19 protein-coding genes and 1 pseudogene are annotated in these 23531 nt (G+C 72.3%); 8 read left to right on the top strand and 12 right to left on the bottom strand.

Going from position 1 to position 23531, the window contains the following annotated elements; genetic code table 11:
* Window positions 1-49: 49 nt before the first annotated feature.
* Window positions 50-1297: an MFS transporter gene (locus tag ACR807_RS04330; RefSeq protein ID WP_438919875.1), complete on the top strand. Its 1248-nt coding sequence runs from the start codon at window positions 50-52 to the stop codon at window positions 1295-1297.
* Between the two features lie 37 nt (window positions 1298-1334).
* Here ACR807_RS04330 and ACR807_RS04325 read toward each other — a convergent pair.
* Window positions 1335-2179: pseudogene (locus ACR807_RS04325) on the bottom strand (pyridoxal-phosphate dependent enzyme).
* A gap of 44 nt (window positions 2180-2223) precedes the next feature.
* Window positions 2224-2439, bottom strand: a complete 216-nt coding sequence (locus tag ACR807_RS04320; RefSeq protein ID WP_438919874.1) for an MbtH family protein — start codon at window positions 2437-2439, stop codon at window positions 2224-2226.
* 179 nt (window positions 2440-2618) lie between these two features.
* Between ACR807_RS04320 and ACR807_RS04315 the strand changes: the two genes are divergently transcribed.
* The 4 genes from ACR807_RS04315 to ACR807_RS04300 are packed head-to-tail and all read left to right on the top strand — an operon-like array spanning window position 2619 to window position 11695.
* Window positions 2619-3602: a TauD/TfdA family dioxygenase gene (locus ACR807_RS04315; protein ID WP_438919873.1), complete on the top strand. Its 984-nt coding sequence runs from the start codon at window positions 2619-2621 to the stop codon at window positions 3600-3602.
* A 28-nt stretch (window positions 3603-3630) separates the two neighbouring features.
* The gene (locus ACR807_RS04310) at window positions 3631-9942 is read left to right on the top strand and encodes a non-ribosomal peptide synthetase (RefSeq protein ID WP_438919872.1); all 6312 of its coding nucleotides are present in this window, start codon (window positions 3631-3633) and stop codon (window positions 9940-9942) included.
* Window positions 9939-11441: an amino acid adenylation domain-containing protein gene (locus ACR807_RS04305; protein ID WP_438919871.1), complete on the top strand. Its 1503-nt coding sequence runs from the start codon at window positions 9939-9941 to the stop codon at window positions 11439-11441. Before ACR807_RS04310 ends, ACR807_RS04305 begins: the two co-directional genes overlap by 4 nt.
* Entirely contained in the window at window positions 11438-11695 is a 258-nt protein-coding gene (locus ACR807_RS04300; RefSeq protein ID WP_438919870.1) for an acyl carrier protein, read from the top strand. Before ACR807_RS04305 ends, ACR807_RS04300 begins: the two co-directional genes overlap by 4 nt.
* A gap of 168 nt (window positions 11696-11863) precedes the next feature.
* Here the strand turns inward: ACR807_RS04300 and ACR807_RS04295 are convergent, their stop codons facing one another.
* From ACR807_RS04295 to ACR807_RS04250, 10 genes are all read right to left on the bottom strand, one after another.
* The gene (locus ACR807_RS04295) at window positions 11864-12034 is read right to left on the bottom strand and encodes a hypothetical protein (protein WP_438919869.1); all 171 of its coding nucleotides are present in this window, start codon (window positions 12032-12034) and stop codon (window positions 11864-11866) included.
* A 95-nt stretch (window positions 12035-12129) separates the two neighbouring features.
* Complete coding sequence (locus ACR807_RS04290) at window positions 12130-13662, bottom strand: ISL3 family transposase (RefSeq protein WP_438919868.1); 1533 nt, start codon at window positions 13660-13662, stop codon at window positions 12130-12132.
* Window positions 13663-13839: 177 nt separating this feature from the next.
* On the bottom strand, window positions 13840-14349 hold the full coding sequence (locus ACR807_RS04285; RefSeq protein WP_438919867.1) for a hypothetical protein: 510 nt from the start codon (window positions 14347-14349) through the stop codon (window positions 13840-13842).
* A 1155-nt stretch (window positions 14350-15504) separates the two neighbouring features.
* The gene (locus ACR807_RS04280) at window positions 15505-15768 is read right to left on the bottom strand and encodes a helix-turn-helix domain-containing protein (RefSeq protein ID WP_438919866.1); all 264 of its coding nucleotides are present in this window, start codon (window positions 15766-15768) and stop codon (window positions 15505-15507) included.
* A gap of 8 nt (window positions 15769-15776) precedes the next feature.
* Window positions 15777-16064 carry an HC3 family zinc finger protein gene (locus tag ACR807_RS04275; RefSeq protein WP_438919865.1) on the bottom strand — a complete coding sequence of 96 codons (288 nt, stop codon included), beginning with the start codon at window positions 16062-16064 and terminating at the stop codon, window positions 15777-15779.
* Window positions 16064-16915, bottom strand: a complete 852-nt coding sequence (locus ACR807_RS04270) for a helix-turn-helix domain-containing protein (protein WP_438919864.1) — start codon at window positions 16913-16915, stop codon at window positions 16064-16066. The genes ACR807_RS04275 and ACR807_RS04270 overlap by 1 nt, the downstream gene beginning before the upstream one ends.
* 55 nt (window positions 16916-16970) lie before the next feature.
* Window positions 16971-17801, bottom strand: coding sequence for a hypothetical protein (locus ACR807_RS04265; RefSeq protein WP_438919863.1), 831 nt, complete (start codon window positions 17799-17801; stop codon window positions 16971-16973).
* On the bottom strand, window positions 17798-18418 hold the full coding sequence (locus tag ACR807_RS04260) for an AAA family ATPase (RefSeq protein ID WP_438919862.1): 621 nt from the start codon (window positions 18416-18418) through the stop codon (window positions 17798-17800). The genes ACR807_RS04265 and ACR807_RS04260 overlap by 4 nt, the downstream gene beginning before the upstream one ends.
* The gene (locus ACR807_RS04255; RefSeq protein ID WP_438919861.1) at window positions 18412-19038 is read right to left on the bottom strand and encodes a 3'-5' exonuclease; all 627 of its coding nucleotides are present in this window, start codon (window positions 19036-19038) and stop codon (window positions 18412-18414) included. Before ACR807_RS04255 ends, ACR807_RS04260 begins: the two co-directional genes overlap by 7 nt.
* Complete coding sequence (locus ACR807_RS04250) at window positions 19035-20213, bottom strand: radical SAM protein (protein WP_438919860.1); 1179 nt, start codon at window positions 20211-20213, stop codon at window positions 19035-19037. Before ACR807_RS04250 ends, ACR807_RS04255 begins: the two co-directional genes overlap by 4 nt.
* Window positions 20214-20345: 132 nt before the next feature.
* On the opposite strand from ACR807_RS04250, the gene ACR807_RS04245 reads away from it, so the two are divergent.
* From ACR807_RS04245 to ACR807_RS04235, 3 genes are read left to right on the top strand one after another with little or no spacing between them, the layout of a single operon-like run.
* Window positions 20346-21611 (top strand): helix-turn-helix transcriptional regulator, encoded by a 1266-nt coding sequence (locus ACR807_RS04245; protein ID WP_438919859.1) that lies wholly within the window; start codon window positions 20346-20348, stop codon window positions 21609-21611.
* Window positions 21608-22183 carry a flavoprotein gene (locus tag ACR807_RS04240; RefSeq protein WP_438919858.1) on the top strand — a complete coding sequence of 192 codons (576 nt, stop codon included), beginning with the start codon at window positions 21608-21610 and terminating at the stop codon, window positions 22181-22183. The genes ACR807_RS04245 and ACR807_RS04240 overlap by 4 nt, the downstream gene beginning before the upstream one ends.
* Window positions 22180-23502 (top strand): helix-turn-helix transcriptional regulator, encoded by a 1323-nt coding sequence (locus ACR807_RS04235; protein ID WP_438919857.1) that lies wholly within the window; start codon window positions 22180-22182, stop codon window positions 23500-23502. Before ACR807_RS04240 ends, ACR807_RS04235 begins: the two co-directional genes overlap by 4 nt.
* Window positions 23503-23531: the final 29 nt, after the last annotated feature.

Here is a 23531-nt window from a genome sequence, read left to right as displayed (position 1 = left end):
GCCGATCCTTCTCTGGGCACGGGCGCGCGTGCCCGCGAGCATCTGGCCCATGGGCAACCAGGCGCCGCCGCTGCACCGCAACCGCGACTTCGTCCTGCTCTGGACCGGGTCGGCGGTGTCGATCCTGGGTTCCAGCGTGTCGAGCATGGCCTACCCGCTGCTGGTGCTCGCGCTGACCGGGTCGGCCGCCGACGCCGGTCTCGCCGGGTTCGTGGCACTGCTGCCGCAGCTGCTGTTCCAGGTGCCCGCGGGCGCGGTGGTCGACCGGTACGACCGCAGGCGCATGATGATCTGGTGCGACGTGGTGTGCGCGGTGGTGCTGGGCACGCTGGTGGTGGCCCTGCTGCTCGACCGGCTGACCATGCCGCACATCCTCGTCGTCGGCTTCCTCGAAGGCACGTTCGCGGTGTGCCACCGGCTGGCCGCAGCGGCCGGCGTGCCCGCGATCGTGCACCCGTCCCAGCTGGCGCGGGCGCTGGCGCACAACGAGGCGCGCCGCCGGGGTGCGGCGATGCTGGGCAGGCCGTTGGGCGGGGTGCTGTTCGGCTTCGGGCGCGCGGCGCCGTTCGTGTTCGACATCGCCAGCTACGCCGTCTCGGTGGTGACCCTCGGGCTGATCCGCAGGGACCTGCAGGCTGAGCGGGGCGCCGTCGCCCGCCGCCCGCGGCTCGCGGAGTTCACCGAGGGCGCGGTGTGGTTGTGGCGGCACCCGTTCCTGCGGACCACCACGCTGCTGATCGCGGGCAGCAACCTGCTGTTCCAGGCCCTCTTCCTGGTGGTGATCGTGATCGCCACCGAGGGCGGCGCACCGCCGTCGGCCGTCGGGGTGATGCTGGGCGTCCTCGCCGTCGGCGGGGTGCTGGGCTCGCTGGCCGCACCCGCGGTGTCCCGCCGGCTGTCGCTGCGCGCTGTGGTGGTCGGGGCGAACGCGGCGTGGCTGCTGCTGCTGCCGGTGCTGGCGCTGGTGCGGGACCCGCTCGCGCTGGGCGCGGTGTTCGCGGCGATGGCGTTCGTGGGGCCGCTGTGGAACGTGTCGGTCTCGGCCTACCAGCTCTCCGTCACCCCGGACCGCATCCGGGGCCGGGTGCTCGGCGCCGCGGGCATGATCTCCTTCGGGACCGTCCCGCTCGGCTCGCTGGCGGGCGGGCTCCTGATGGGCTGGGTGGGGGCCGCGGCGACGGTGTGGGTGCTCACGGGGTGGATGGCGGTGCTGGTGCTGACCGCGGTGCTCAGCCCGGCTGTGCGCACGGCCCCGGCCCCGGCCGACGCGGGGTCGCCCGCTCCGGCGGTGCCGTAGCGGGCGACCCGGTCGTGCGCGGCGGGACGCGGGAGGGTCAGGTCCGGGCGAGCTCGTCCAGCGGGACCTCGCCGAAGTGCTCGGCGACCCAGGCGTCGTTGTAGATGGTGTCCAGGTACCGCTCGCCGCGGTCGGGGAGGACCAGGACGCAGTTGGCCCCCGGCGGCACGTGGTCGCGCACGCGGTCGACGGCGGCGACCACGGCTCCGGAGGAGCCGCCCGCGAGCAGCGCCTCCCGGGCGGCGAGCCTGCGGCAGCCCCGCACGCTGTCCACGTCCGGGACGTGCACGACGAGGTCGGCCAGGTCGTCGCCGTGGTGGTGCGGGCGGACCGCGGCGCCGTGGCCGGGGATCAGCCGCGGACCGGGGGCGTCACCGAAGATCGCGCTGCCCGCGGCGTCCACCGCCACGATCGTCACCGACAGCTCGTTGGCCCGCGCGTACTCGGCGCAGCAGCGCAGCGTGCCGCAGGAGCTGGTGGCGCAGAACAGGAAGTCCAGCCGGCCGGGGACCTGCTCGACGATCTCGCGCATCGTGGTGCGGTGGGCCGCCGGGTTGGCCGGGTTGGAGTACTGGTCCGGCCAGTAGGCGTGCTCCAGGCTCGCGACCAGCTCGCGGATGCGGCGGATGCGAACCGGCAGGTAGTCGCCGGTGACCGGGTCGACGTGCTCGACCACTTCCACCTCGGCGCCCGGGGCGCGCATCACCGCGGGGTTCTGCCCGTTGACGCGGGGGTCGACCACGCAGACATCGACAGCGCGGCGCGGTCCTTGCTGCTACCGCCGGGGTTGTGGCCTTCGAGCTTGGCGAAGAGCCGGAACCCCGCCGACGGGTGGAGCTTGGTCAGCTCGACCAGCGGTGTCGCGCCGACGGCGCCGAGCACCCCCGCCGGCGCGGGCCCTGCCAGGTCCGCGGTTCCCGCCGGGTTCACGGGGCGGTCGCGTCCAGCTGCCTGCGCAGGCTCAGCGGCCGCATGTCGGTCCACACCTCGCCGATGTGGGCGAGGCACTCCTCGCGGTCGCCGCGCGTGCCCTCCGCTCGCCAGCCTGCGGGCAGGTCCCGGTCGGCGAGCCAGACCGAGTACTGCTCCTCGTCGTTGACCACGACCAGGTACGTGCGCTGGTCGGTCCGCTCCTCGGGCATGTCATTCTCCTGGAAGTCACCGACGCGCCCGGGTGTCGGGCCGCCGCGGGCCGATCCTGCCCGCGGCGGCGAACGCGGTTGCAGAGAAGAACGCGCAGAACGGCGGGCACGCCCGGTGCGCGCCGTGCTACCCGTCATTCTCTTCTGGGCGCACCGGGCGGGCGGACACGATGGCGGACATGTCTGCACCGTCCGCATCCGCGGCACACCAGCCCACCGGGCCGGAGAGGCCCCTGCCCTTCGTGATCACCCCGGCCGCGGGCGAGGTGGGCGATGCGGCCGCCGTCGCGGCCCTGCGGCCCGCCGTCCGGGAGCGACTGCTCGAACACGGCGCCGTGCTGCTGCGCGGGTTCTCCGTCGACGACGTGGACGGGTTCGACGCCACCGTCCGCGCGCTGGCCGGCCCACCGCTGACCTACCACGAGCGGTCCTCGCCCCGCAGCACGATCAAGGGGCAGGTGTACACCTCGACCGACTACCCGGAGGCCGAGGAGATCTTCCTGCACAACGAGAACTCCTACCAGGCCGCCTGGCCGATGAACCTGTTCTTCTACTGCGTGCGGCCGCCGACGACGCTCGGCGCCACCCCGCTGGCCGACACCCGGCGTGTCCTCGCCTCGATCGACCCCGCGGTGCGCGAGGAGTTCGCGGCGCGCGGCTGGACCGTGGTGCGCAACTACACCAACGCGTTCGGCCTGCCGTGGGACCAGGTCTTCAACACCGACGACCGCGCCGAGGTCACCGCCTACTGCGCCCGCAACGGCGTGGAGGCGGAGTGGCTCGACGGAGGCGGCCTGCGCACCACCGCCCGGCGCCGGGCCGTGCACCACCACCCGACCACCGGCGAGGCGGTGTGGTTCAACCACCTCACGTTCTTCCACGTGACCACGCTGGCCGAGGACGTCTGCGCGGGGCTGCGGGCGATGCTCGCCGACGAGGACCTGCCGACGAACACCTACTACGGCGACGGCGGCACCATCCCCGACGACGTGGTCGCCCACCTGCGCGAGTGCTACCGCGCCGCGACGCGGCGCTTCGACTGGGAGCGCGGCGACGTGCTGATGGTCGACAACATGCTCTCCTCGCACGGCCGCGAGCCGTTCACCGGGCCCCGGAAGATCGCCGTGGCGATGGCCGGGCCGGTGACCGGCGAGAACGCTTGAGCGTCCCGACCACGAAAGGCAGGACCAGGTGGGAAGCGGTGAGGTGCACCCGCTGTCGTCGGCGCAGGAGCAGCTGTGGTTCATCGAGCAGTTGCGCTCCGGCGCGACTGTCGAGTACCTGCTGCCCGCGGCGCTGCGCCTGCGCGGCCCGCTCGACGTCGAGGCGCTGGCCGCCGCGCTGACGCGGATCGCCACGCGGCACGCGGTCCTGCGTTCCCGGTTCGACGTGGTGGACGGCGTAGCGGTGCAGGTCGTCACCGACCCCGCACCGGTCGAGCTGTCCGAGGTGGACCTCCGGGCCCGGCCGGCCGCCGAGCGGGAGGGGCTGCTGCGGGAGGTCCGGCTGCGGGACCTGCGCACCGGGATGGACCTGCGCGCGCGGCCCCCGTGGCGGACCACCCTGGTCCGCATGGACGACGACGACGCCGCCCTGCTCGTCACCGTGCACCACATCGCCTTCGACGGCGTGTCGTGGAGCGTGCTGGCCCGGGAGCTGCACGCCTTCTACGGCGCACCGGAGGACCCCGCGCCGCTGCCGCCCCTGCCGTTCCAGCATCACGACGCCATGCGCCGCCGGGACGCGGGGGTCGACGTGGACGGGCTCGCCCACTGGACCGAGCGGCTGGCCGGGCTCCGTCCGCTGGAGCTGCCCACCGACCACGCCCGGCCCGCGCACTGGGTGGCCGACGGCGACGCGGTCACCTTCACCGTGCCCGCCGACCTCGCCGACCGGCTGCGCTCGCTGGGCCGCGCGCACCGCGCCACGCCGTTCATGGTGCACCTGGCCGCCTTCCAGTTGCTGCTCGCCCGCTACGCACGCCAGGACGACGTCGCGGTCGGGGTCTCGGTCTCCACCCGGCGCCCGGACGAGCTGCCGCTGATCGGCATGTTCCTCAACACGCTGGTGATGCGCGGCGACCTGTCCGGCGACCCCTCGTTCGCCGAGCTCGTCGAGCGGGCCAGGGCGACGGCGCTGGCCGCCTACGCCCACCAGGACGTGCCGTTCGACCAGGTCATCGCCCGCTTGGCACCGACGAGGGACCCGGCGCGCAACCCGCTGTTCCAGGCGGGCATCGCCTGGTACGACACGCGCCGCCGGCCGTACGCGCTGTCCGGCCTCGACGTCGAGCTGTGCCCGCCGCTGTGGGCGGGCTCGGCCTTCGACCTGTCGCTGCACCTCGCCCGGTTCGCCGACGGCTCCGTGCAGGGCCAGCTGATCTACCCCAGGGCCCTGTTCGACCGCGCCCGCGTCGAGCGGATGGCCGCCAACCACCTCCGGCTGCTGAGCGAGGTCGCCGACGCGCCGCAGGCACCGGTGCACGCGCTCGACCTGCTCGCCGACGGCGAACGGGATCGGCTGCGGTCCGCCGGGACGGGCGCCGTCGCCACCGACCGGCGCTCCCTGCCGGAGCTGTTCTTCGCCCGAGCGGCGCAGACCCCCGAGGCCGTCGCCGTCGTGTCCGACGCGGACGAGCTCGGCTACGGCGAACTCGCGGCCCGCGTCGACGCCCTCGCCCGCCACCTGCGCGCGCTCGGGGTCACCCGCGAGACGCCGGTCGGCGTGGCGATGGAGCGCGGCACGGACCTGGCCGTCGCGCTCCTGGCGATCCTCACCGCGGGCGGCACCTACGTCCCGCTGCCGCCGGAGCACCCCGCCGAGCGGCTCCGCCACGTCGTCGTCGACACCGGCATCGCCCTGGTGCTGTCGAACACCGCGGTCGACACCGGGCTCCCGGAGTCCCTCACCCGCCTGGACCTCGACGAGCACCGCGACACCGGCGACCTCGCGGGCGCACCGGGCGACCACCCGGTGATCCACGGCGCGCAGACCGCCTACGTCGTGCACACCTCCGGGTCCACGGGCACGCCCAAGGGCGTCGCGGTCACCCACGACGGCATCCGCAACCGCGTCCTGTGGTCGGTGCGCACGCAGCTCACCGCGGCCGACCGCGTCCTGCACAAGACCACGACCGGGTTCGACGCCTCGGTGTGGGAGCTGCTGGCACCGCTGGTCGCGGGCGCCACCGTGGTCATGGCCCCACCGCAGGCGCACCGCGACCCCGCCGCCATGGCCGCGTCGATCACCCGTCACGGCGCCACGGTCCTGCAGCTGGTCCCCTCGGTGCTGCGCCTGCTGCTCGACGAGCCCACCTTCGGCGGGTGCGCGTCGCTGCGACTGGTCTGCTCGGCGGGCGAGGCCCTCCCGGTGTCGCTGTGCGAGCGCCTGACCGCGCTGCTGGACGTCGAGGTCGACAACACCTACGGCCCCACTGAGTGCTCCATCGACGCGACCGCCTGGCGCTACCGGCCCGGCGGCACGGGCACGGTGCCCATCGGCACGCCGCTGAGCAACACGCGGGTGTTCGTCGTCGACGACGCGGACCGGCTCGTGCCGATCGGGGTGCCAGGTGAGCTGTGCGTCAGCGGCGACGGCCTGGCCCGCGGCTACCTCGGCAAGCCCGGCCAGACCGCCCGCCAGTTCACCCCGCACCCGTACCCGCTGGTCCCGGGCGAGCGCTGGTATCGCACCGGCGACCTGGCCCGCTGGCTGGACGACGGCACGGCGCTGGAGTTCCTGGGGCGCGTCGACCACCAGGTCAAGATCAACGGCGTGCGGATCGAACCCGCCGAGGTCGAGGCCGCGCTGTGCGCACACCCGGACGTCACCGCCGCGGCCGTGGTCCCCCGGCGCACACCGGCCGGCGACACCACCCTCGTCGCCTACGCGGTGCCGACCGGCGGCGCCACCCCGGCCGCCCTGCTCGACCACCTGGCCGGGCGGCTGCCCGCACCGATGCTCCCGTCGGCCGTCGTCGTCATCGACGCGCTCCCGCTCGGCCCGACCGGCAAGCTCGACCGCGCCGCGCTGCCCGCGCCGAACGCCGCGGCCGAGCCGGCCCCGCACGACCGGACCGCACCGACCACACCGGCGGAGCAGGCCGTCGCCCGCGCGTTCGAGGAAGTGCTCGGTGTCGAGCACGTCGGCGCCCGGGACGACTTCTTCGCCCTCGGCGGGCACTCGCTGATGGCCATCCGGCTCATCCTGCGGCTGCGGCGCGAGTTCGGCGGCGAGCTGACCATCGGCGAGCTGTTCGACGACCGCACCATCGAGCGCATCGCCGCCCGGCTCGACGCGGCCCCCGCCCCTGGCGCGGCCACCCAGCCGATCCAGCCGGTCCCCCGCGACGGCGACCTGCCGCTGTCGTTCGCCCAGCGGCGGATCTGGTTCCTCGACCAGCTCGACCCGGGCAGCGTCGAGTACCTCGTCCCGCTGGCGCTGCGCCTGTCCGGCCCCCTGTCGATCGAGGGGTTCCAACGCGCGCTGGACCGGGTCGCCACCCGGCACGAGGTCCTGCGCACCCGCTACGTCGACCAGGGCGGCGAGCCCACCCAGGTCGTCGACCCGCCCGGACCGGTGGCGGTACGCGTGCTCGACCTCACCGGCAGGCCGGACGAAGCGCTCGAAGCGCTCCGGCACGCCTCCGGGCTGCCGTTCCGGCTCGACCGCGAGCACCCGCTGCGGGCCACGGTGATCCGCGTCGCCGACGACGAGCACCTGGTCGCCCTGACCATGCACCACATCGCCGTGGACGCGTGGTCGACGGCCGTGCTGTTCCGCGACCTCGACGACGAGCACGGCGCGCCGCTGCCCCTCCAGTACGCGGACTTCGCCGCCTGGCAGCGCCGCACCCAGGACCGGAGCCGCCAGCTGGCGTACTGGACGGACCGGCTGGCGGGTCTCACGCCGGTGGAGCTGACCACCGACCGGCCGCGTCCGGCGCAGCGCGACCCGCGCGGCGACGTGGTGTCGGTGACGGTCCCGGCGGGGGTGGCCGCAGCCGTGACCGACCTGGCCGCCCGCCGCGGCGCCACACCGTTCATGACCCTGCTCGCGGCGTTCCAGGCGCTGCTCGGCCGCCACACCGGCCGCACCGACGTCTCGGTCGGCACCCCGGTCGCGGGCCGCACCCGCCAGGAGACCGAAAACCTCGTGGGGCTCTTCACCAACACCCTGGTCCTGCGGACCGACCTGGCGGGCGCACCGACGTTCACCGCGCTGCTCGACCGGGTGCGCCGCGACTGCACCGACGCGTTCGCCAACCAGGACGTGCCGTTCGAGCACCTGGTCGACGCGCTGCAGCCCGACCGCGACCTCTCCCGCAACCCGCTGTTCCAGATCATGTTCGAGCTGGAGGACCTGGAGCGCCGTCCGGGCACGCTGCACGGCACCGCCGTCGAGCGGGTCCAGGCGGGCGCCTCGGTGGCCAAGTTCGACCTCACCGTGTCCGTGCAGCAGCGCGACGGCGGCGAGCTGCGGTGCGTGTTCGAGTACGCGACCAGCCTGTTCGACCGGGTGACCGTCGAGCGGATGGCGGGGCACTACCTGCGGCTGCTCGCCGCCGCCACCGCCGCCCCGGACCGGGAGCTGGCCGGGATCGACGTGCTCGGCGACGACGAGCGGCGGCTGCTGCTGCACGAGTGGCCCGACCCGGACGCCGACCGGCTGGCCGAGCTGGACCCCGCCGGGGAGCACGACTCGTGCGTGCCCGAGCTGGTCGGGCGGCAGGCGCGGCTGCGCCCCGACGCGGTGGCCGCGGTGTGCGGCGACCGCGAACTCACCTACGCCGAGCTGGACGCGCGGGCCACCCGCCTCGCCCGGCTGCTGCGCGAGCGCGGGATCGGCCCGGAGACCGTCGTCGGGGTCTGCCTCGAGCGGTCGCTGGACGCCGTGGTGGTGTGGCTGGCCGTGCTCAGGTCCGGCGGCGCGTACGCCCCGTTCGACCCCCGGCACCCCGCCGAGCGACTGGGCTTCGTGCTCGCCGACGCGGGCGCCCGGCTCGTGGTCACCACCCGCGAGTTCGCCGACCGGTTCGCCGGCTACGAGGTCGTGGTGGTCGACGGCGACCTGGCGGACCCCTCCGACGCGGACGAGCCGCTGCCCGCGCCCCACCCGCGCGGCCTGGCCTACGTCATCTACACCTCCGGCTCGACCGGGCGCCCCAAGGGCGTGATGACCGAGCACCGGTCCTACGCCCACCACTGCCGCGTGATCGCCGACGCCTACACCATCGGCCCGGACGACCGGGTGGTCCTGCTCTCCGCGCTCACCTTCGACGTGTCCATGGACCAGATGGGCGCGACCATGCTCGCGGGCGCGACGATCGTGGTGGGCGACCCGGTGCTCTGGTCGCCGGCGGAGCTGCCCGCCCGCCTGGCCGAGCACGAGGTGACGATCATCGACACCACGCCCGCGTACTACCGCGAGGCGATGCGCTACGACCCGCACCTGCTGGCGGGCCTGCGCCTGATGAACGTCGGCGCCGACGTGGTGACGGTCGACGACGCGCGGCGGTGGGCGGCGACCGGGCTGCCCGGGCGGTTCCTGTGCAGCTACGGACCCACCGAGGCGACCATCTGCTCCCTGCTGCACCCGGTGGCGGACGACCTGGCCGGGCAGCCCGCGGGGGCGGCCATGCCGCTGGGCCGCGCAGTGGCGGGCACCCGCGCCCACGTCGTGGACGCCGACCTGCGGCTGGTGCCGATCGGGGTGCCCGGCGAGCTGTGCCTCGGCGGGGTCCGGCTGGCCCGCGGGTACCACGACCGCCCCTCCCTCACCGCGGAGCGGTTCGTCCCCGACCCGTTCGGCCCGCCCGGGACCCGGCTGTACCGCACCGGTGACCTGGTCCGCCACCGCCCGGACGGCACGATCGAGTTCCTGGGGCGGATCGACCAGCAGGTGAAGGTGCGCGGGCTGCGCATCGAGCCGGGAGAGGTCGAAGCCGCCCTGCTGCGGCACGACGAGGTGGAGGCGGTCGCGGTGGTCACGGCGACCGGACCGTCCGGCGACCCGCTGCTGGCCGCCTACGTCGTCGGCGGGCCGGGACCGGACGCCCTGCGGGAGCACCTGCGCGCGCTGGTGCCGGAGTACATGGTCCCGACCCGGTGGGCGCGGCTCGACGCCCTGCCGATGACGGCGAGCGCGAAGGTGGACCGCAAGGCCCTGCCCGCCACCGCGCTGTCCGCACCCGACGTCGGGGGGCACGAGGAGCCGCGCAACCCGACCGAGCGGATCATCGCCGACATCTGGTGCCGGGTCCTCGACGTGGACCGGGTCGGGGTCACCGACGACTTCTTCGCGCTGGGCGGGCACTCGCTGCTGGCCACCCGGGTGCTCGCCCAGGTGCGCCAGGCGTTCGCCGTGGACCTGCCGCTGCGCCGGGTGTTCGAGTCCGCCACGGTCGCCGGTCTGGCGGAGTCGGTGGCGCGGGCGATCGAGGACGAGATCGCGGGCCTGTCCGACGCCGAGGTGGCGCGGCTGCTGCCGAGCGAGGCGCCGTGACCTTCGTCGACGACGTCCTCGCCCAGGCCGGGCGCGCTCCGGCGGCGGTCGCGGTCCGCACACCCGACGGCGACCTGACCTACGCCGAGCTGGCGGGCGGGATCGAGCGGCTGGCGCAGGTCCTCGCCGGTGACGGGCTGGCGCCCGAGCAGGTCTGCGCCATCGCCGTCGAGCGCACCGTCGACGCCGTCGTCGCCATGGCGGCGGTCGCGCGGGCCGGCGGCGCGTTCCTCGCCCTGGACGCCGACCTGCCGCCCGCCCGGCTCGACGCCATGTGCCGCTCCGCGGGTGCGCGGCACCTGGTGACGACGGCGGCGCTCGCCGGGCGGCTGGCGCTGCCGGTCCCCGGACCGGCCGTCCTGATCGACCGCCGCACGCCGCCCGTGCCCGCGGTGCGGTTGCCGCCGGTGGGGCCGGGCGGGCTCGCGTACGTCAGCCACACCTCCGGGTCGACCGGCATCCCGAACGCGGTGCTGGTCGAGCACCGCGGGCTGCGGTCCTACCTGCGCGCGTTCGCCGCCGACAACGGGTTGGGCCCGGCGACGACCGCGCTGCAGGTCGCCCCGATCGGCTACGACGCGTCGATCCGCGACGTGTTCGCCCCGCTCGTCGCCGGCGGCACCGTGGTACTCGTGCCGCGCTCCCGGCTGCTGCGGCCGGAGGAGTTCGCGGAGGTGGTGCTCGGTTTCGGCGTCACCGCCCTGCTGAGCGTGACCCCCTCGTTCCTCACCCACCTGATCGGCAGCGCGACCGCTGCGGACGCGCTGCGCGGGGTCGAGCTGGTCGTCTCCAGCGGGGAGTCGCTGCTGCCGTTCCTGGCATCCGGGGGCCGGGCCGCGCTGCCGGGCAGGCTGGTGAACCAGTACGGCCCGACCGAGTGCACCATGACCTCGACCCGCCACCCGGTACCCGCCGAACCGCCGTCCGACGTGGACGCCATCGGAGTGGCCATCGACGGGGTGTCGGTCCGGCTGCTCGACGCGGACCTGCGGCCGGTGGGCGACGGCGCGGTCGGCGAGGTCCACATCGGCGGCGTCGGGGTCGCCCGCGGCTACGGCGGTCGACCGGACCTGACCGCGGACCGGTTCGTCCCGGACCCGTTCGGCCCGCCGGGCGCGCGGATGTACCGCACGGGGGACCTGGCCCGCTGCGCCGAGGGCGCTCTGGTGTACCTCGGCCGCATCGACCGCCAGCTCAAGATCCGCGGTCACCGGGTGGACCCCGCCGAGATCGAGGGCGCGCTGCTGGCCCACCCGGCGGTCACCGGCGCCGCCCTCACCGCCGCGGGCGACGACCGCGGGCGCACCGCCCTCACCGCCCACGTCGTGGGCGACCTGGCCGAGGTGACCGACGCCGCGCTGCGCGCCCACCTGGCCGCGTCGCTCCCGCCGCACATGATGCCGCGCCGCTTCGTCCGCATGGACCGCCTGCCCACCACGCACAGCGGCAAGATCGACCGGAAAAAACTGGCCCGAGGCAACGAGAACGGAACACGATGATCTCGACCCACGATGTCCCCGACCTGATCGCCGACCTCTACCGGAACGCCCTCGGCGATGCCGCGCTGGACGCCGACAGCGACTTCTTCGAAGCGGGCGGCGACTCCCTGGCCGCCTTCCAGATCACCGCCGGGCTGCAGACCGCCCTCGGTGTCGAGGTCCCGGTGGCCCTCGTCTTCGCCTACCCCTCCCCCAGGGACCTCGCCTCCGTCCTCGCCGCGGACGACCAGTCCCCCGCGCCCGGGGTTCGTTGACGGACCGGGCCGCACTCCGCCCCGGCACGACCCCGCACAGATCCCGGAGCCCGGGTCGTCTTCCGAGAACCGGCCACCGGGTTCCGTGCCGCGGTGGTGGGGGCTTGATCGGGTCGAGCGGCTGATGAGCCAGGCCGGTGCCCGATCGGGTGGAACGGAGGATCTCGCTCAGGACAACGGGCCGAGCAAGGCCAGGTCCGGTGGTACGAGGCTGGTGGACAGCACCAGTTCGCGCAGCAGGTCGTCGTTGAGCGTGTTGCCGACGGGTTCCCCGACCTCCTCGCGGAGCAGGCCGTGGACACCACCGGCCGACAACCGCGCGCGGACGTCGGCGATCATGTGCTCGACGCGCTTGGCGCTCCAGCCGGCGTCCGGCTGGGGGACTGTAAAACGAGTGGCTCTGACCCGTAGTCGGTGGTGACGCTGTGTATCTGTCAGGGTAGGAGGATGCGGTGGCGGAGGAGGTCGAATCCGGCGCGTCCGTGCATCTGTCTCATGATCCTTTTGGTGCGGGTGTTGACGCCTTCGGTGCGGCCGTTGTGGTAGGGCAGGGTAAGGGCAGCGTCCACGGCGGACCGGTCGATCTCCAGACCGTTGGTGAGACTGCGCAAGTACGGTAAGTCGACGGCGCGGGCCGCTGTGATCCACTCGGTGAGTTTCGCGTCGTTGCCCGCGGCCGGTGTCAGCAGGGCGGCGAAGCCACGTACCAGGCCGGCGAGCGCGGTCATCTCCGGGCAGGCCGCGGTGATCTTTTCCAATAACTCCGTGTCCTTCGGACGCAGGTTGTCGGATTTGGTAAGCAGGAGGCTGCTTGCATGGCGGGAGGTGGTGACGGGGCGCTCGCCTTCGGCGCGGCCCTGGTTGAGGTAGCGGACCAGCAGGTTGGCGCTGCCGGTATAACCCAGCTTCCGGATCTTGGCGAGCAGGCCGGTGACCGGGACCGCGGGATCGGCCGCGCGGCGGGCGCGCAGATGCTCGCGGTAGGGGTCGACCAGCGTCGGACGGTAGGTCGGGGCGATACGCAGAGTGTGGGGTTCGGGCATGCGGACGTAGCGTTTGACGGTGTTCAGGCCCACGCCCAGGCGCCGCGAGCAGTCGAGCAGACCGACACCTTGATCGAGCAGCTCGTGGACCTTGTTCCAGCGCTCGCGGACGGTCTGCTCGTGAACCCCGCCCGGGCGTGGCGGGTTGAGGGTGGCCCAACATCCGGCGTGCGCACGGACCTCGACCAGGACCTTGTCGCAGAGATTGCGCCACAAATGCCATCGGTCGCTGACCTGCACCGCGTTGGGCAGGGCACGTCGGACGGCCTCGGCGTAGGTGGCCGAGCCGTCCCTGCACACGACCTCGACACCGGGATGCCCGCGCAGCCAGGACTCCAGGGTGGTGGCGTCGCGGCCGGGCAGGACCGCGACACGGCGACCGGTCTCGGCGTCGATGACGATCGTGGCGTAGCGGTGCCGGCGGCGCAGGGCGAAGTCGTCCACGCCGATCACCCGCGGAACCACCAGTTCTGGCAGCGGCAGGCGCCACAGGTGGCGCAACGCCGTGCTGCGGGACACCGGCACGGCCAACAGGCCGGTCAAGCGCGCGGCCGCCCTACCGCACAACTCCCGCGCCACCTGGGATGTCTGCCGGACAAGCCGCACCGTGCGGCGTTGGTGGCGCTCCACCAGGCCGGGAACCTGTTCCCGGAAGGTCTGCCGCGGGCAACCCCGAGCCGCGCAGACCAGCCGCCGGACCCGCAGGTGCACGACCACCTGACGGCTGTCGACCGGCACGTCCTTGAGCGTCCGATGGTGGTAGCCGTGCACCTTCGCCGTCGCGGTCCCGCACCCGGGACACGGCACGGCCGCATCCTGGGTACGGGCCGTGACCACCACCATTCCGCCACCGTCCGCCACGTCCTGGACGATCAGCGCCGACAGCCCGGAAAACACCGTCCCCACAAGGGAACCGACATCCATCACAAGATCATGATTGCGGATGGTTACTCCACGTCACCACCGACTACGGGTCAGAGCCGCTCGTTTGACAGACCCCCGGAGTTCGTCGATCGAGCAAGCGCCTCTTGTTCGATCGCCTCTCTTGCGACGGAGAAGGGTCGCCCAGAGGCCGTACGGGGGTTCGTTCGGCCCGTTGCGTCAGAGCGAAATGACGGGGCTGTAGATCTGCGGAATCTCGGTGATGGTGTTGTCGGGCCAGAGGACGGCGGCGATGGCGCCACTCTCGTAGGTCGCCGACACGTGCGGCGACGCGGAGGGAAATGCGTTGGCGAACGCCGCGGAAACCCTGTGGCTCTCGGTGGCGGCGACCAGGTTGCCGTTGCGGTAGAGGCCGACCGCGATGTAGATCTCGGGCATGACGTGGGTGCAGTTCAGATTGCCGAATGCCTGTTCGCCACCGCCCGAGCCGCCGTACCACCGGTTGGGGAGGGTCGCGCTCAACGTGCAGGACCAGACGCCTCTGGACACCGTGGCCGTGGTCTGGACGGAGACGTTCGAGGTGTGCGTGGACAGCGCGGGTGTGCCGAGCCTGGAGGCTTCGGTGTCGGCGTGTGCGCCGGGACCGGCCGCCACCAGCGCGGCGGTCGCGATCACGACGGCGGCGAGTCGGCCCAACTGGGAGCGCGGCTGCCTTTTACGTGTTTCCATGTGCGTCCTCAACGTCGGGGGCGATTGACTCGGGTTCTGGGAGCACTCAAGCTATCCGCCTCCCGATCGGATCGTAAATGCGCTTGCCGGGTGACGACCATTCGGCTCGCAGCCACCGGGAACCGGCACTCCGCCATGCGGCGAAATGGGAATACGACAAATACAGTCCGAGCTGTCCGCATAAATCGCGCGTGAAAATATTGCAGGACCGGACTACGCCATTTGGCGCGCCAACGACCGCTCCTTGTCGACGGGCGACTCAAGGGACATCAGCCCGACCGGCACGATCATTCGCGTGCGCCACCACCGCATTCCGATGACAAGGCGAGTGCGGGTGTCGCTGTCTTATGGGGCGGGTGCAGGCGGTGCCGTGTCGTCGAAGGCCGGGCCGGAGGTCATGGCATTCCTGTCGGGCGGCACCGTCGCAAGCGTGCCCTCCCATCGATGTGAGAGGCCGACCGCAGGTACGGGATGTCTACACCGGCATCCGGATTTCCCCCGCCAAGGCTTCGATCTTCAAGGCGCATGGGCGAGGGGGCCTGTGCGACTTGCAGTGGCGGCTGTCCGGACAGGCATGTCGAGCCTCACGGCACCCATGGGGGCGGGCACCGTGCATCGCTGTTGTTGCGGGGGGTGCGGGTACACGACGCCCGTTCTCGGTCGGCGGCGTTGGCGGAAGGGACGTCGGCAGCTGCTTGGCGTTCGGTGACCTCGAAGAGGTCACCGAAGGTGGCCGGTACGAGCGCGGCCAGCGTCGGCGATGAACTCCGGTCTCGATTTGAGTTGTCTGGTCGTGCCCCTGCTGACGGTGGATCGGTTGACGCCCATGCGGTCGGCGAGGGCGTAGTTGAAGCGGATGTCGGCCGATCTCATGGTGCGGGTGAACCGCGGGAGGCGGAGCTTGATGACGAAGGCCGTGGTCGACGAGCCAGCCGCGCCCCGCGGCTGCCGGCGCGCCGCTGGTGGGCAATGTGGAGGCGTATCCCTTGAGCGCACCGGGGGTCGTAGCGGTGCTGGTTCTGTGTTGCGACCGGTGACCGAGTTCGTCGCGGCAGGCGGGATCGGGGTCGTTGCGGCCCTTGTCGTACGGCGGTTCATGTTGGCGCGGCCGGTGCGGTGGCTCGGGATCGCACCGGCCGCAGGGTTTGCCGTGCCCTATTCGTCGTGGGTCGTCGGGTGGTCGATGTTCTTGGCCGGGCCGGTGATGATCTCGAAGAGGTCTTCGAAGTTCGCCGGTGACAGCAGGGTCAGGGCTGCGGCGATGAAGGCCGGTCCGGGTATGAGTTGGCCGGAGACGACGCGGGAGATGGTGGAGCGGTGGACGTGCATGGCGTGGGCGAGTGCGTAGTCGGAGCGGTATCCGGCTGCTTTCGCGGCGGCGGTGAAGGCGAAGACACGTAGCTTGACCGTGGGACGCATGGGAGCGGTCATCCTCGCGCGGAGTGGCTGATGACGGCGAGCATGCGGGCGGGTCCTGGGCCACCGGTGGTGTGGCGTTGTTGCGAGGGCAGGGGGATGCCTTCGGCGAGGCGCCACGCGGCGTCGCAGTCGGTGCAGGTGGGCCAGCACCACTGCTGTTTGCTCGCGCGTCCGGTGGGAATCGTCAATTCCGCTCCGCAGAGCGTGGCGGTGTGCTGGGTGGGGAAGGCGTCGTGGTGCACGGCGTGGCGTCGGCCGTCGTGGGGTTGCCAGCGGAACGGGCGCGGCGTGGTCATCACCGGTTCCTCTTGTCGTAGGCGTAGGCCCAGTGGGCGATGACCTCCCGGGACTGGGCTTCGGGCAGGGCGCGGGCGTGGAGTTCGCGGATCCTGCGCTGGTGGTGCTCGACCTCGGCGGGGTGGTCGTGGAAGACGACGGCGGTGCCGTTGTCGCCGTAGGCGAGGGGGCGGGTGGGCGGGTCGAAGGTGAGCAGCGCGGCGTGGTGGGCCAGGGCGGGGTGTGCTCGTGCGGTGAGGGGGATGACGTGGGCGGTGACGTCGGGGCGGCCGGTCATCAGGGTCAGGTGCAGCAGTTGGTCGCGCATGGTGGCGCGATCGCCGACGACCAGGCGCAGGGCGACCTCGTGGATGTGGAGGACGGTGATCGGTCCGCCGTCGGGCTTGAACACCTTCTGCCGTGCGATGCGGGCGTCGACCAGGTCCTTGTCGCCGGTCAGGGCGTGGGCGTAGGCGGGGGTCTGGGCGAGGGCGGGGATGGTGAGGGGGTCGTAGGTGGTGATGGTGGTGGCGGCGCGTTCGTGCAGGGTCAGGGCGGTGAGGCTGTCGGGGTGGCCCGCGTGGGTGCGGGTGAAGGTCCCGGTGTCGGGTTCGTGCGCGATGGCCATGACCCGGTCGCGGGTGGGCTTGTCCGCGGCACAGCGGCCGACGAGGGTGGCGATCTCCCACGGGCTGGTGCCGCGGCTGCCGGTTTCGAGTTTGCTCAGCTTGCCCAGTGACCAGCCCAGGCTCTCGGCGACGACGGCGGAGGACAGGCGGGCACGGTGGCGGATGCGGCGCAGTTCCTCACCCAGCTCCCGGCTGCGGGCGGTGCTCAGCCTCGTCGGTGCGGTCTTCTCGTCGGTGTCCATGGTGGTTCCTCGATGTGCTCGGATGCCGCGGCGGGCGGCGGTGCTCGGGGCGGGTTCAGTCCCACTGGGGTGCGGGCCAGGCGGGTAAGCCGAACTCGGCGGGCACCGGCACGTCCGGCCCGGTCCCGGAGCATGCGGTGGTCGTGGCATCGACGAGGCGTCGGGCGGCGTCGTCGCGGGGGACGGCCCCGTTGAGCAGGGAGCGGGCGCGGGTGAAGTGGGAGTGTGCCGTGACCGGCTGGTCCAGTGCCCGGTGCGCCTGACCCAGCAGGGCTTGGCAGGCAGCCCGGTGCACCGTGGTCAGGGTGGTGTCGCCGAGGCGGCGGTAGACGGCGTCGGCGGGCTGGAGGTAGGCGTCGACGGCGTGCCCTGCCCGGCCGCCGGCGAGCATGACCGCGCCGAGTTCGCGCAGCGTCCACGCCCGGTGCACGTCTTCGGCGAGGCGGTGCCGGACCTGGAGTTCCAGGAACTCGTCGAGCGCGTCGGCCACCTCGTGCAGGCGCCCCAGGGCACGGTCGATGCGGGCCAGTGAGCCCAACGCCGTCAGGTAGCCGGTGAACGTCGTGGTCGACAACGCCGACTCGACGTCCGACCTCGCGCGCCACACCGCCAGCTCGTGCACGCCCATCGCGTAGGCCGGTCGGTAGTGCCCGCCTCGGGCGTAGAACCGGGCGGCGCACCGCAGCAGCTCGGCCACCGCGACCGAGGTAGGCTCACGCGCCGCCAGGTCCAGGCTCACCGCCGCCAGTCGTTCGACTTGTCCCGCCGCGGTGTCGACCGAAGTGGAGACCCACTGCCGGGCCAGGTCACGGGCGAGGTGGTCGTACTTGCCTTGTTCCGCGCGGCCCCAGGGCGGGCTCGGCTCGCGGTGCGGTGCGGTCGTCACGATCGTCCGTCCCGAGGACTGTCGAGCCGGTCGAGGACGAAGCCGAGGGTGTCTTCGAGGGCGTGGTCGTGGCCGTCGGCGGGCAGCAGCCGGTGCGGCAGGCCGAGGTCCCGGAGGACTTCGCCGACGTGGTGGTCGGCCAGGCGGCGGAAGTCGGCGTCCGGGTCGCGGGGCTTGTCCGTGCCGAGCGGGATGCCGGGATCGAGGGTGGTGCGGTAGAGCAGGTCGTAGTGCACGCTGTGGTCGCGGACCACGCTTTCCAGGCGGGCGTACACCGCCGGGTCCGGTCGCTCGTCGCGGTCGGCCAGCGCGGCGCGGTAGTAGCCCAGCGCGTCGGGGACGGCGCGGTCGACCAGGACGACGTCGCCGTGCGGCCACGCCTCCAGCTCGTCGCTGACGCCCCGGGTGATGATCCACAGGGTGGAGGCCCAGGTGTGGTTGCGCAGGATCGGCAACCCGACCCGCTGCGCCCGCTCCCCCAGGTCCGCCACCGTGCAGACCTGCAGGTGCTCGCGCCGCAGCTCGTGGGCCAGCCGGGCCAGGAAGGTGGACTTGCCGGTGGAGTGCGTACCCGTCACCGCCACCACCAGCGGCTTCTCCACCTCCGGCGTCACCACAACCCCTCCCCCTGCTCCTCGACGGGCAGGAAGTCCCTCAGCGCCGCGACCCGCACCAGGCCGTCCCAGCCGAGATCGCTGTCTGCGAGCAGTGCCCGGAAGAGTTGCCAGACGCACCAGGTGTCGTAGCCGGCGCGGTGCGGGCGCTGCCCGGCGACGTCGGCGGTGTCCAGGTCGGCGTGGGCGACGAGCTTGTCCAAGCCGTAGCCGGGCAGACCCGGCCAGACGTGGCGGGCCAAGCGCAGCGTGTCGAGCACCATCGGCGGCCGCCACGCGGGCAGGTGCGCGCCGAGGACCCGGTACTCGGTGGTGGCGTTGTGCGCGACCAGCGTCCGACCGGCCAGGGCGGGTTCCACCTCGCGGGCCACGCCGTGCCACGGCGGCGCGTGCTCGACGTCGTCGTCGTCGATGCCGTGCACGCGCCGGGCCATCGGCGAGATCGGCGCGGCGGGCCGCACCAGCCAGGTGCGCAGGTCGCGTCCACCGACCGGGCCGTCGTCGACGGCGAGGACGGCGATCTCGACGATCTGCGGCGGCTGCCCGCCGTTGCCCTCCAGGTCGACCACCACCAGCGGACGACCGCGCAGCACGGCGGGCAGGGCGGGGCGCGGGGTGGTCATGACGCCTCCGTGACGGTGGGCCAGCCGAGGTCGGCGCGGCCGTGGCGGTGCGGGTGGTGGGGCTTGGTCACGTCGTGCACCTGGTAACCGAGGCTGTGCTGCATCAGGTAGCGGCGCTGCTCGTCCAGACCCTCCACCACGACGGCACGATCGGTGACCGCCAGCAGCCTGCCGCCCAACCCCTGCGCCATCACGGACACCACGCCGGGCTCCGGCCGTACCCGTGCCGCCTCGCACCGCACCAACTGCCCGACGGGGCAGATGTCGCACAACTCGCGGACGCCGACGTGCCCGTTGTAGTCCGGCACACCGTGGGCGTAGGCCACCGCGCAGGAGGTCTTGCGGAACAACACCGCGTCCCCCGCCGGTCGTCCGGCTGCGGCCAGCAGGATGCGGGCCTCCAGGTGCTCCGGGAGGATCTTGCGCCGCGCCTGGTCCTCGTAGGGTTCGGGCAGGCCGTGGGAACGGTAGTAGTCGCGGATCTCGTCGCGGTAGAACAGGCCGGTGAACACCGCCGCGTGCGCGTGCCGGCTCAGCTCCAGGCCGCGTGCGATGTGGGCGTCGGAGTCGTTGAGGCCAGGCACGATCGGCCGCCAGTACAACACCACCCGAAACCGCTCCGCGTGCGTGAACGCCGTCTTCAACGACTGTGCCGCGATGCTTGAGTCCACCGGCTCGACCCGCTCGTCGTCGATCCCCGAATGGGTGACCAACAAGGTCACCTTCAGGTTGCGCAACGCGTTGAGCGCCGCGCAGTCCTCCGGCTCCACCCGCCACCGGGTGATCACCAGCACATGATTGGTCAACCCTCGCTCGTCCAGCATCCGCAACACCCGCAGCAGGTGCGGCTTCACCGCGGGCAGCATCGGGTCGGTCGCCCGGTTGAGCAACTGCACCGGCGTCACGTGCGGCCGGAAGAACCGGTGCCCGGTCAGCACCTCGACCGCCGCCTCGTCCGACATCAGCGCACGGGGCACCTTCATGCCGAAGTTGCCGAACAGGTGCCGCACGCAGTACCCGCAGTCCAACGGACACCCGACGATCCAGTTCAGGCTCAACCCCGACTTCCGGTACTCCACCACCTCCCGCAACTCCGGCCGCAACCCCGCCGCTTCCGCGTCACCGAGCAACCGCACACCCGACCTGGTCCGCACCCCGACATGGTCGGCGTCCATCACCCACCCCTTTCGAAACACCGGAATCCGTACGCACACATTTCAACCAGGACCGGTACAGTCAGGGAACAACGCAAACCACGACACGCGGTATTTGCCCCCTATTTGCCCCCTAGCGCAGGCGGAGGCGACATGAGCGACGACGAACACCCCGACCCGACCGAACCCGCCGGTGTCCGACTCGCCCACGAGATCCGCCGACGACGCACCGCAGCTGGCCTCAGCCAACCCCAACTGGCCCAGCGCATCGGCTATACCAGGCAATACGTCTCCCTAGCCGAACGTCCGGACCACAACCTCCCCTCCGCCGAGATCGTCAAGGCCATCGACGGCGCACTGGGTACCGATGGCGCGCTGATCGCACTTCGCGAGCAAGGGAAACACGAACAGAACCAGCGGCGGCTGCACTCGACCGCAGGCTCGACGACAAATGACGGACCCCCGGCCGTCGACGTTGCGAATAAGCAACGCCCCCTTCCGAGCGGGATATCCGTCGCGAGATCCGGTCCTGGCGTGTCGCGTTATGCTGAAGCGCTAGTGGACAGGTTGCACCGCACCTACCAAGCCGCCCGCTACGACGAGGTCGTCGACGCGCTGCCCGGCACGCTGCAGACCGTCGACTCGATCGTCGCCGACAGCAGCGGCAGCCAACGGCGCCAAGCCCTGAGCCTGCGGTGCCAAGCCTCGATCGCAGCGGCCAAGGTCGCCACGAAGGTCGGCGACGGCATCGCCGCCTACGAGGCCGCCGAACAAGCGCGCACCGCCGCGGAAGCCGCCGACGACGTCTTCGGGCAGGCGTCCGCCGCCTACCAACTGACCTGTGCCCTGCTGCGCCTGGACGCCGCGGACGAAGCGGAGCACCACGCGGTGGAAGTCGCCGGGAGCATCCGCGGACAAGATCCGCACAGCTGCACGTGGCGCGGTGCGCTGGTGCTCATCAGCGCCGTCATCGCCGCCCGCAGGGGCGACACCGGCGAAGCCGATCAACGACTGGAGCACGCCGGACGACTCGCGGCCCTGCTGGGACACGACGGCAACATCGGCTTCAGCGCGTTCGGGCCGACCAACGTCCGCATCCACCGCGTGTCCGCGGCGGTGGCGGCAGGCGATCCGCACCGGGTGCTCACCGAGGCCGAGCACGTCGACGTCACTTCCCTCCCACCGGGCCTGCACGGCCGACAGGGACGGTTCCACCTGGACAACGCGTGGGCGCAGGCGCAACTCGGCGAGGACCCGCCGGCGGTGATCCACCTGCTGGAGACCGAACGCGTCGCCCCGCAACTGCTGCGCACGCACCGGACCGGACGAATGCTCGTACGGGAACTCATGGCACGCGAGCAGCACCGGAAGACACCCGGCCTGCGCAGCCTGGCCCAGCGCATCGGCGTACTCGCATGAACGACACCGCCCGCACGGTCTACCTGGTCGTCACAGCAGCACCACCGGTACTCCGCATCGACCGGCTGATCGAGTCCCTCCACGCCACCGACTGGCAGGTGTGCGTGATCGCCACCCCGACGGCAGCCTCGTGGCTGGACCTCGACGACCTGGCCCACCGGACGGGGGCACTGATCAGAACCCATGCCGGCCTACCCGGACAGCACGACCCGCTCCCCCGCGCCGACGCACTGCTCGTCGTCCCGGCAACCTTCAACACCATCAACAAGTGGGCACACGGCATCAGCGACAACCTCGCCCTCGGCCTGCTCAACGAACTGCTGGCCACCGACGTACCGATCCTGGTGGCCCCCTGCGTCAAGCAACTGCTTCGCGACCACCCGGCCTACGCCACCAGCGTGACCACACTGACCGCCATGCGCGCGGTGTTCATGGACGCCGATCTGGTGACAACCCGATCTTCCGATGGCCTCGCCACCTTCCACTGGGAGCAGATCGCCACCACGTTCGACGAACTCACCGGCGCTTCGGGCGAAACTGCCCGCTGTTCAGCACAGCGGGAGGCGATGTGACCGACAACGAGCACTTCTCAGCACCTGAACCCGCCGGTGTCCGGCTCGCCCACGAAATCCGTCGACGCCGTACCCAGGCCGGGCTCAGCCAACCCCAACTGGCTCGCAAGATCGGCTATACCAGGCAGTACGTCTCCCTCGCAGAACGCCCCGACCACAACCTCCCCTCCGCCGAACTCGTCAGGGCGCTCGATGACGCCCTCGGTTCAGGCGGAGCTTTGACCACGATGCGAGAGCAAGGAAAACGCGAGCAGGAGAGTGTGCGCAGGAAATCAGCAGTCAGCCAAGCGAAATGGCAGCACCCGCCATTCGCGACAACAACGCATGAACCGGCCGCGGAGATCACAACGGACTTTCGCGCGATCGAATCGCTCGACAGGTTGAAGTTGGACGTACCGCTTCGACGACGAGCAGGTCAGGCAGAGGTTGAACAGGTAAAGCTGATGAGCGGTGCACTGGCCTCCAGTGAGAACCTCTACGGCGGCGGTATGGCGGTCGAGGCGGGTATCGCCCACCTGCGTTGGGCGTGCCGGACGCTGGAAGCGCAGTCCCACCCCGCGGTCACGTCGTCCCTGTTCGAGGCTGTCGGGAACCTGGCCGGCGTGGTGGCCTTCTCCGCGTTCGACATCGGTGACCACACGAGCGCGTCGCGGTGCTTCCGGATCGCCTTGTCGTGCGCCGAGCAGGGTGGTTCGTGGGAACTGCGCGCGGCCACTCTGACCGACATGGCACGCCAGGCCATCTACCTGCGCGACTTGGACGAGGCCCTGTCACTGATCGAGTTCGCCCAGGTCCGCGCCGACCGGTTGACGACCACGGCCAGGGCTGTGACCGCAGTGGTCCGCGCCCGCGTGCTGGCCATGTTGGGCCGTCACGACGAAGCCAGGGCGGAGATCGACCGCGCCGACGCGTACTTCGCCGAACACCGAGCAGCCACCGCTCCGCCGTGGCTCGTCTACTACGACGATGCCGAACACGCCGGCAGCAGTGCCCGGGCACTGATTCCCGTCGCTGTAGCCCGCAAACAGCCCGCAGAGGCCGCCGAACGCCTGACCACGGCGATCCGCCTGCACAGCGACGCCTACCCGCGTTCACGCGCGTTCTCCACAACGCGGCTCGCCACCCTGCACATGGCGGCAGGAGACCCACACGAGGCCGTCGCACTCGGGCAACAGGCGGTCGCGGGTGCCGCGAGGTTCCACTCCCGGCGGATGAACGAGGAGCTGCGCGTCCTGATGCACACCGCCCGACGGCACCTGTCGATCACCGGCGTAGCGGACCTGTCGCACTCACTGGCATTGGCCACCGGTGATGCCTGACCTCGGCACTGGAGCACCTCTTCCCGCGT

This window comes from Saccharothrix sabaoui, from assembly GCF_051756985.1.
GTDB lineage: Bacteria > Actinomycetota > Actinomycetes > Mycobacteriales > Pseudonocardiaceae > Actinosynnema.
Note: the sequence above shows the minus strand (reverse complement) of the source record. Positions and strands in the feature narration are given on the sequence as shown.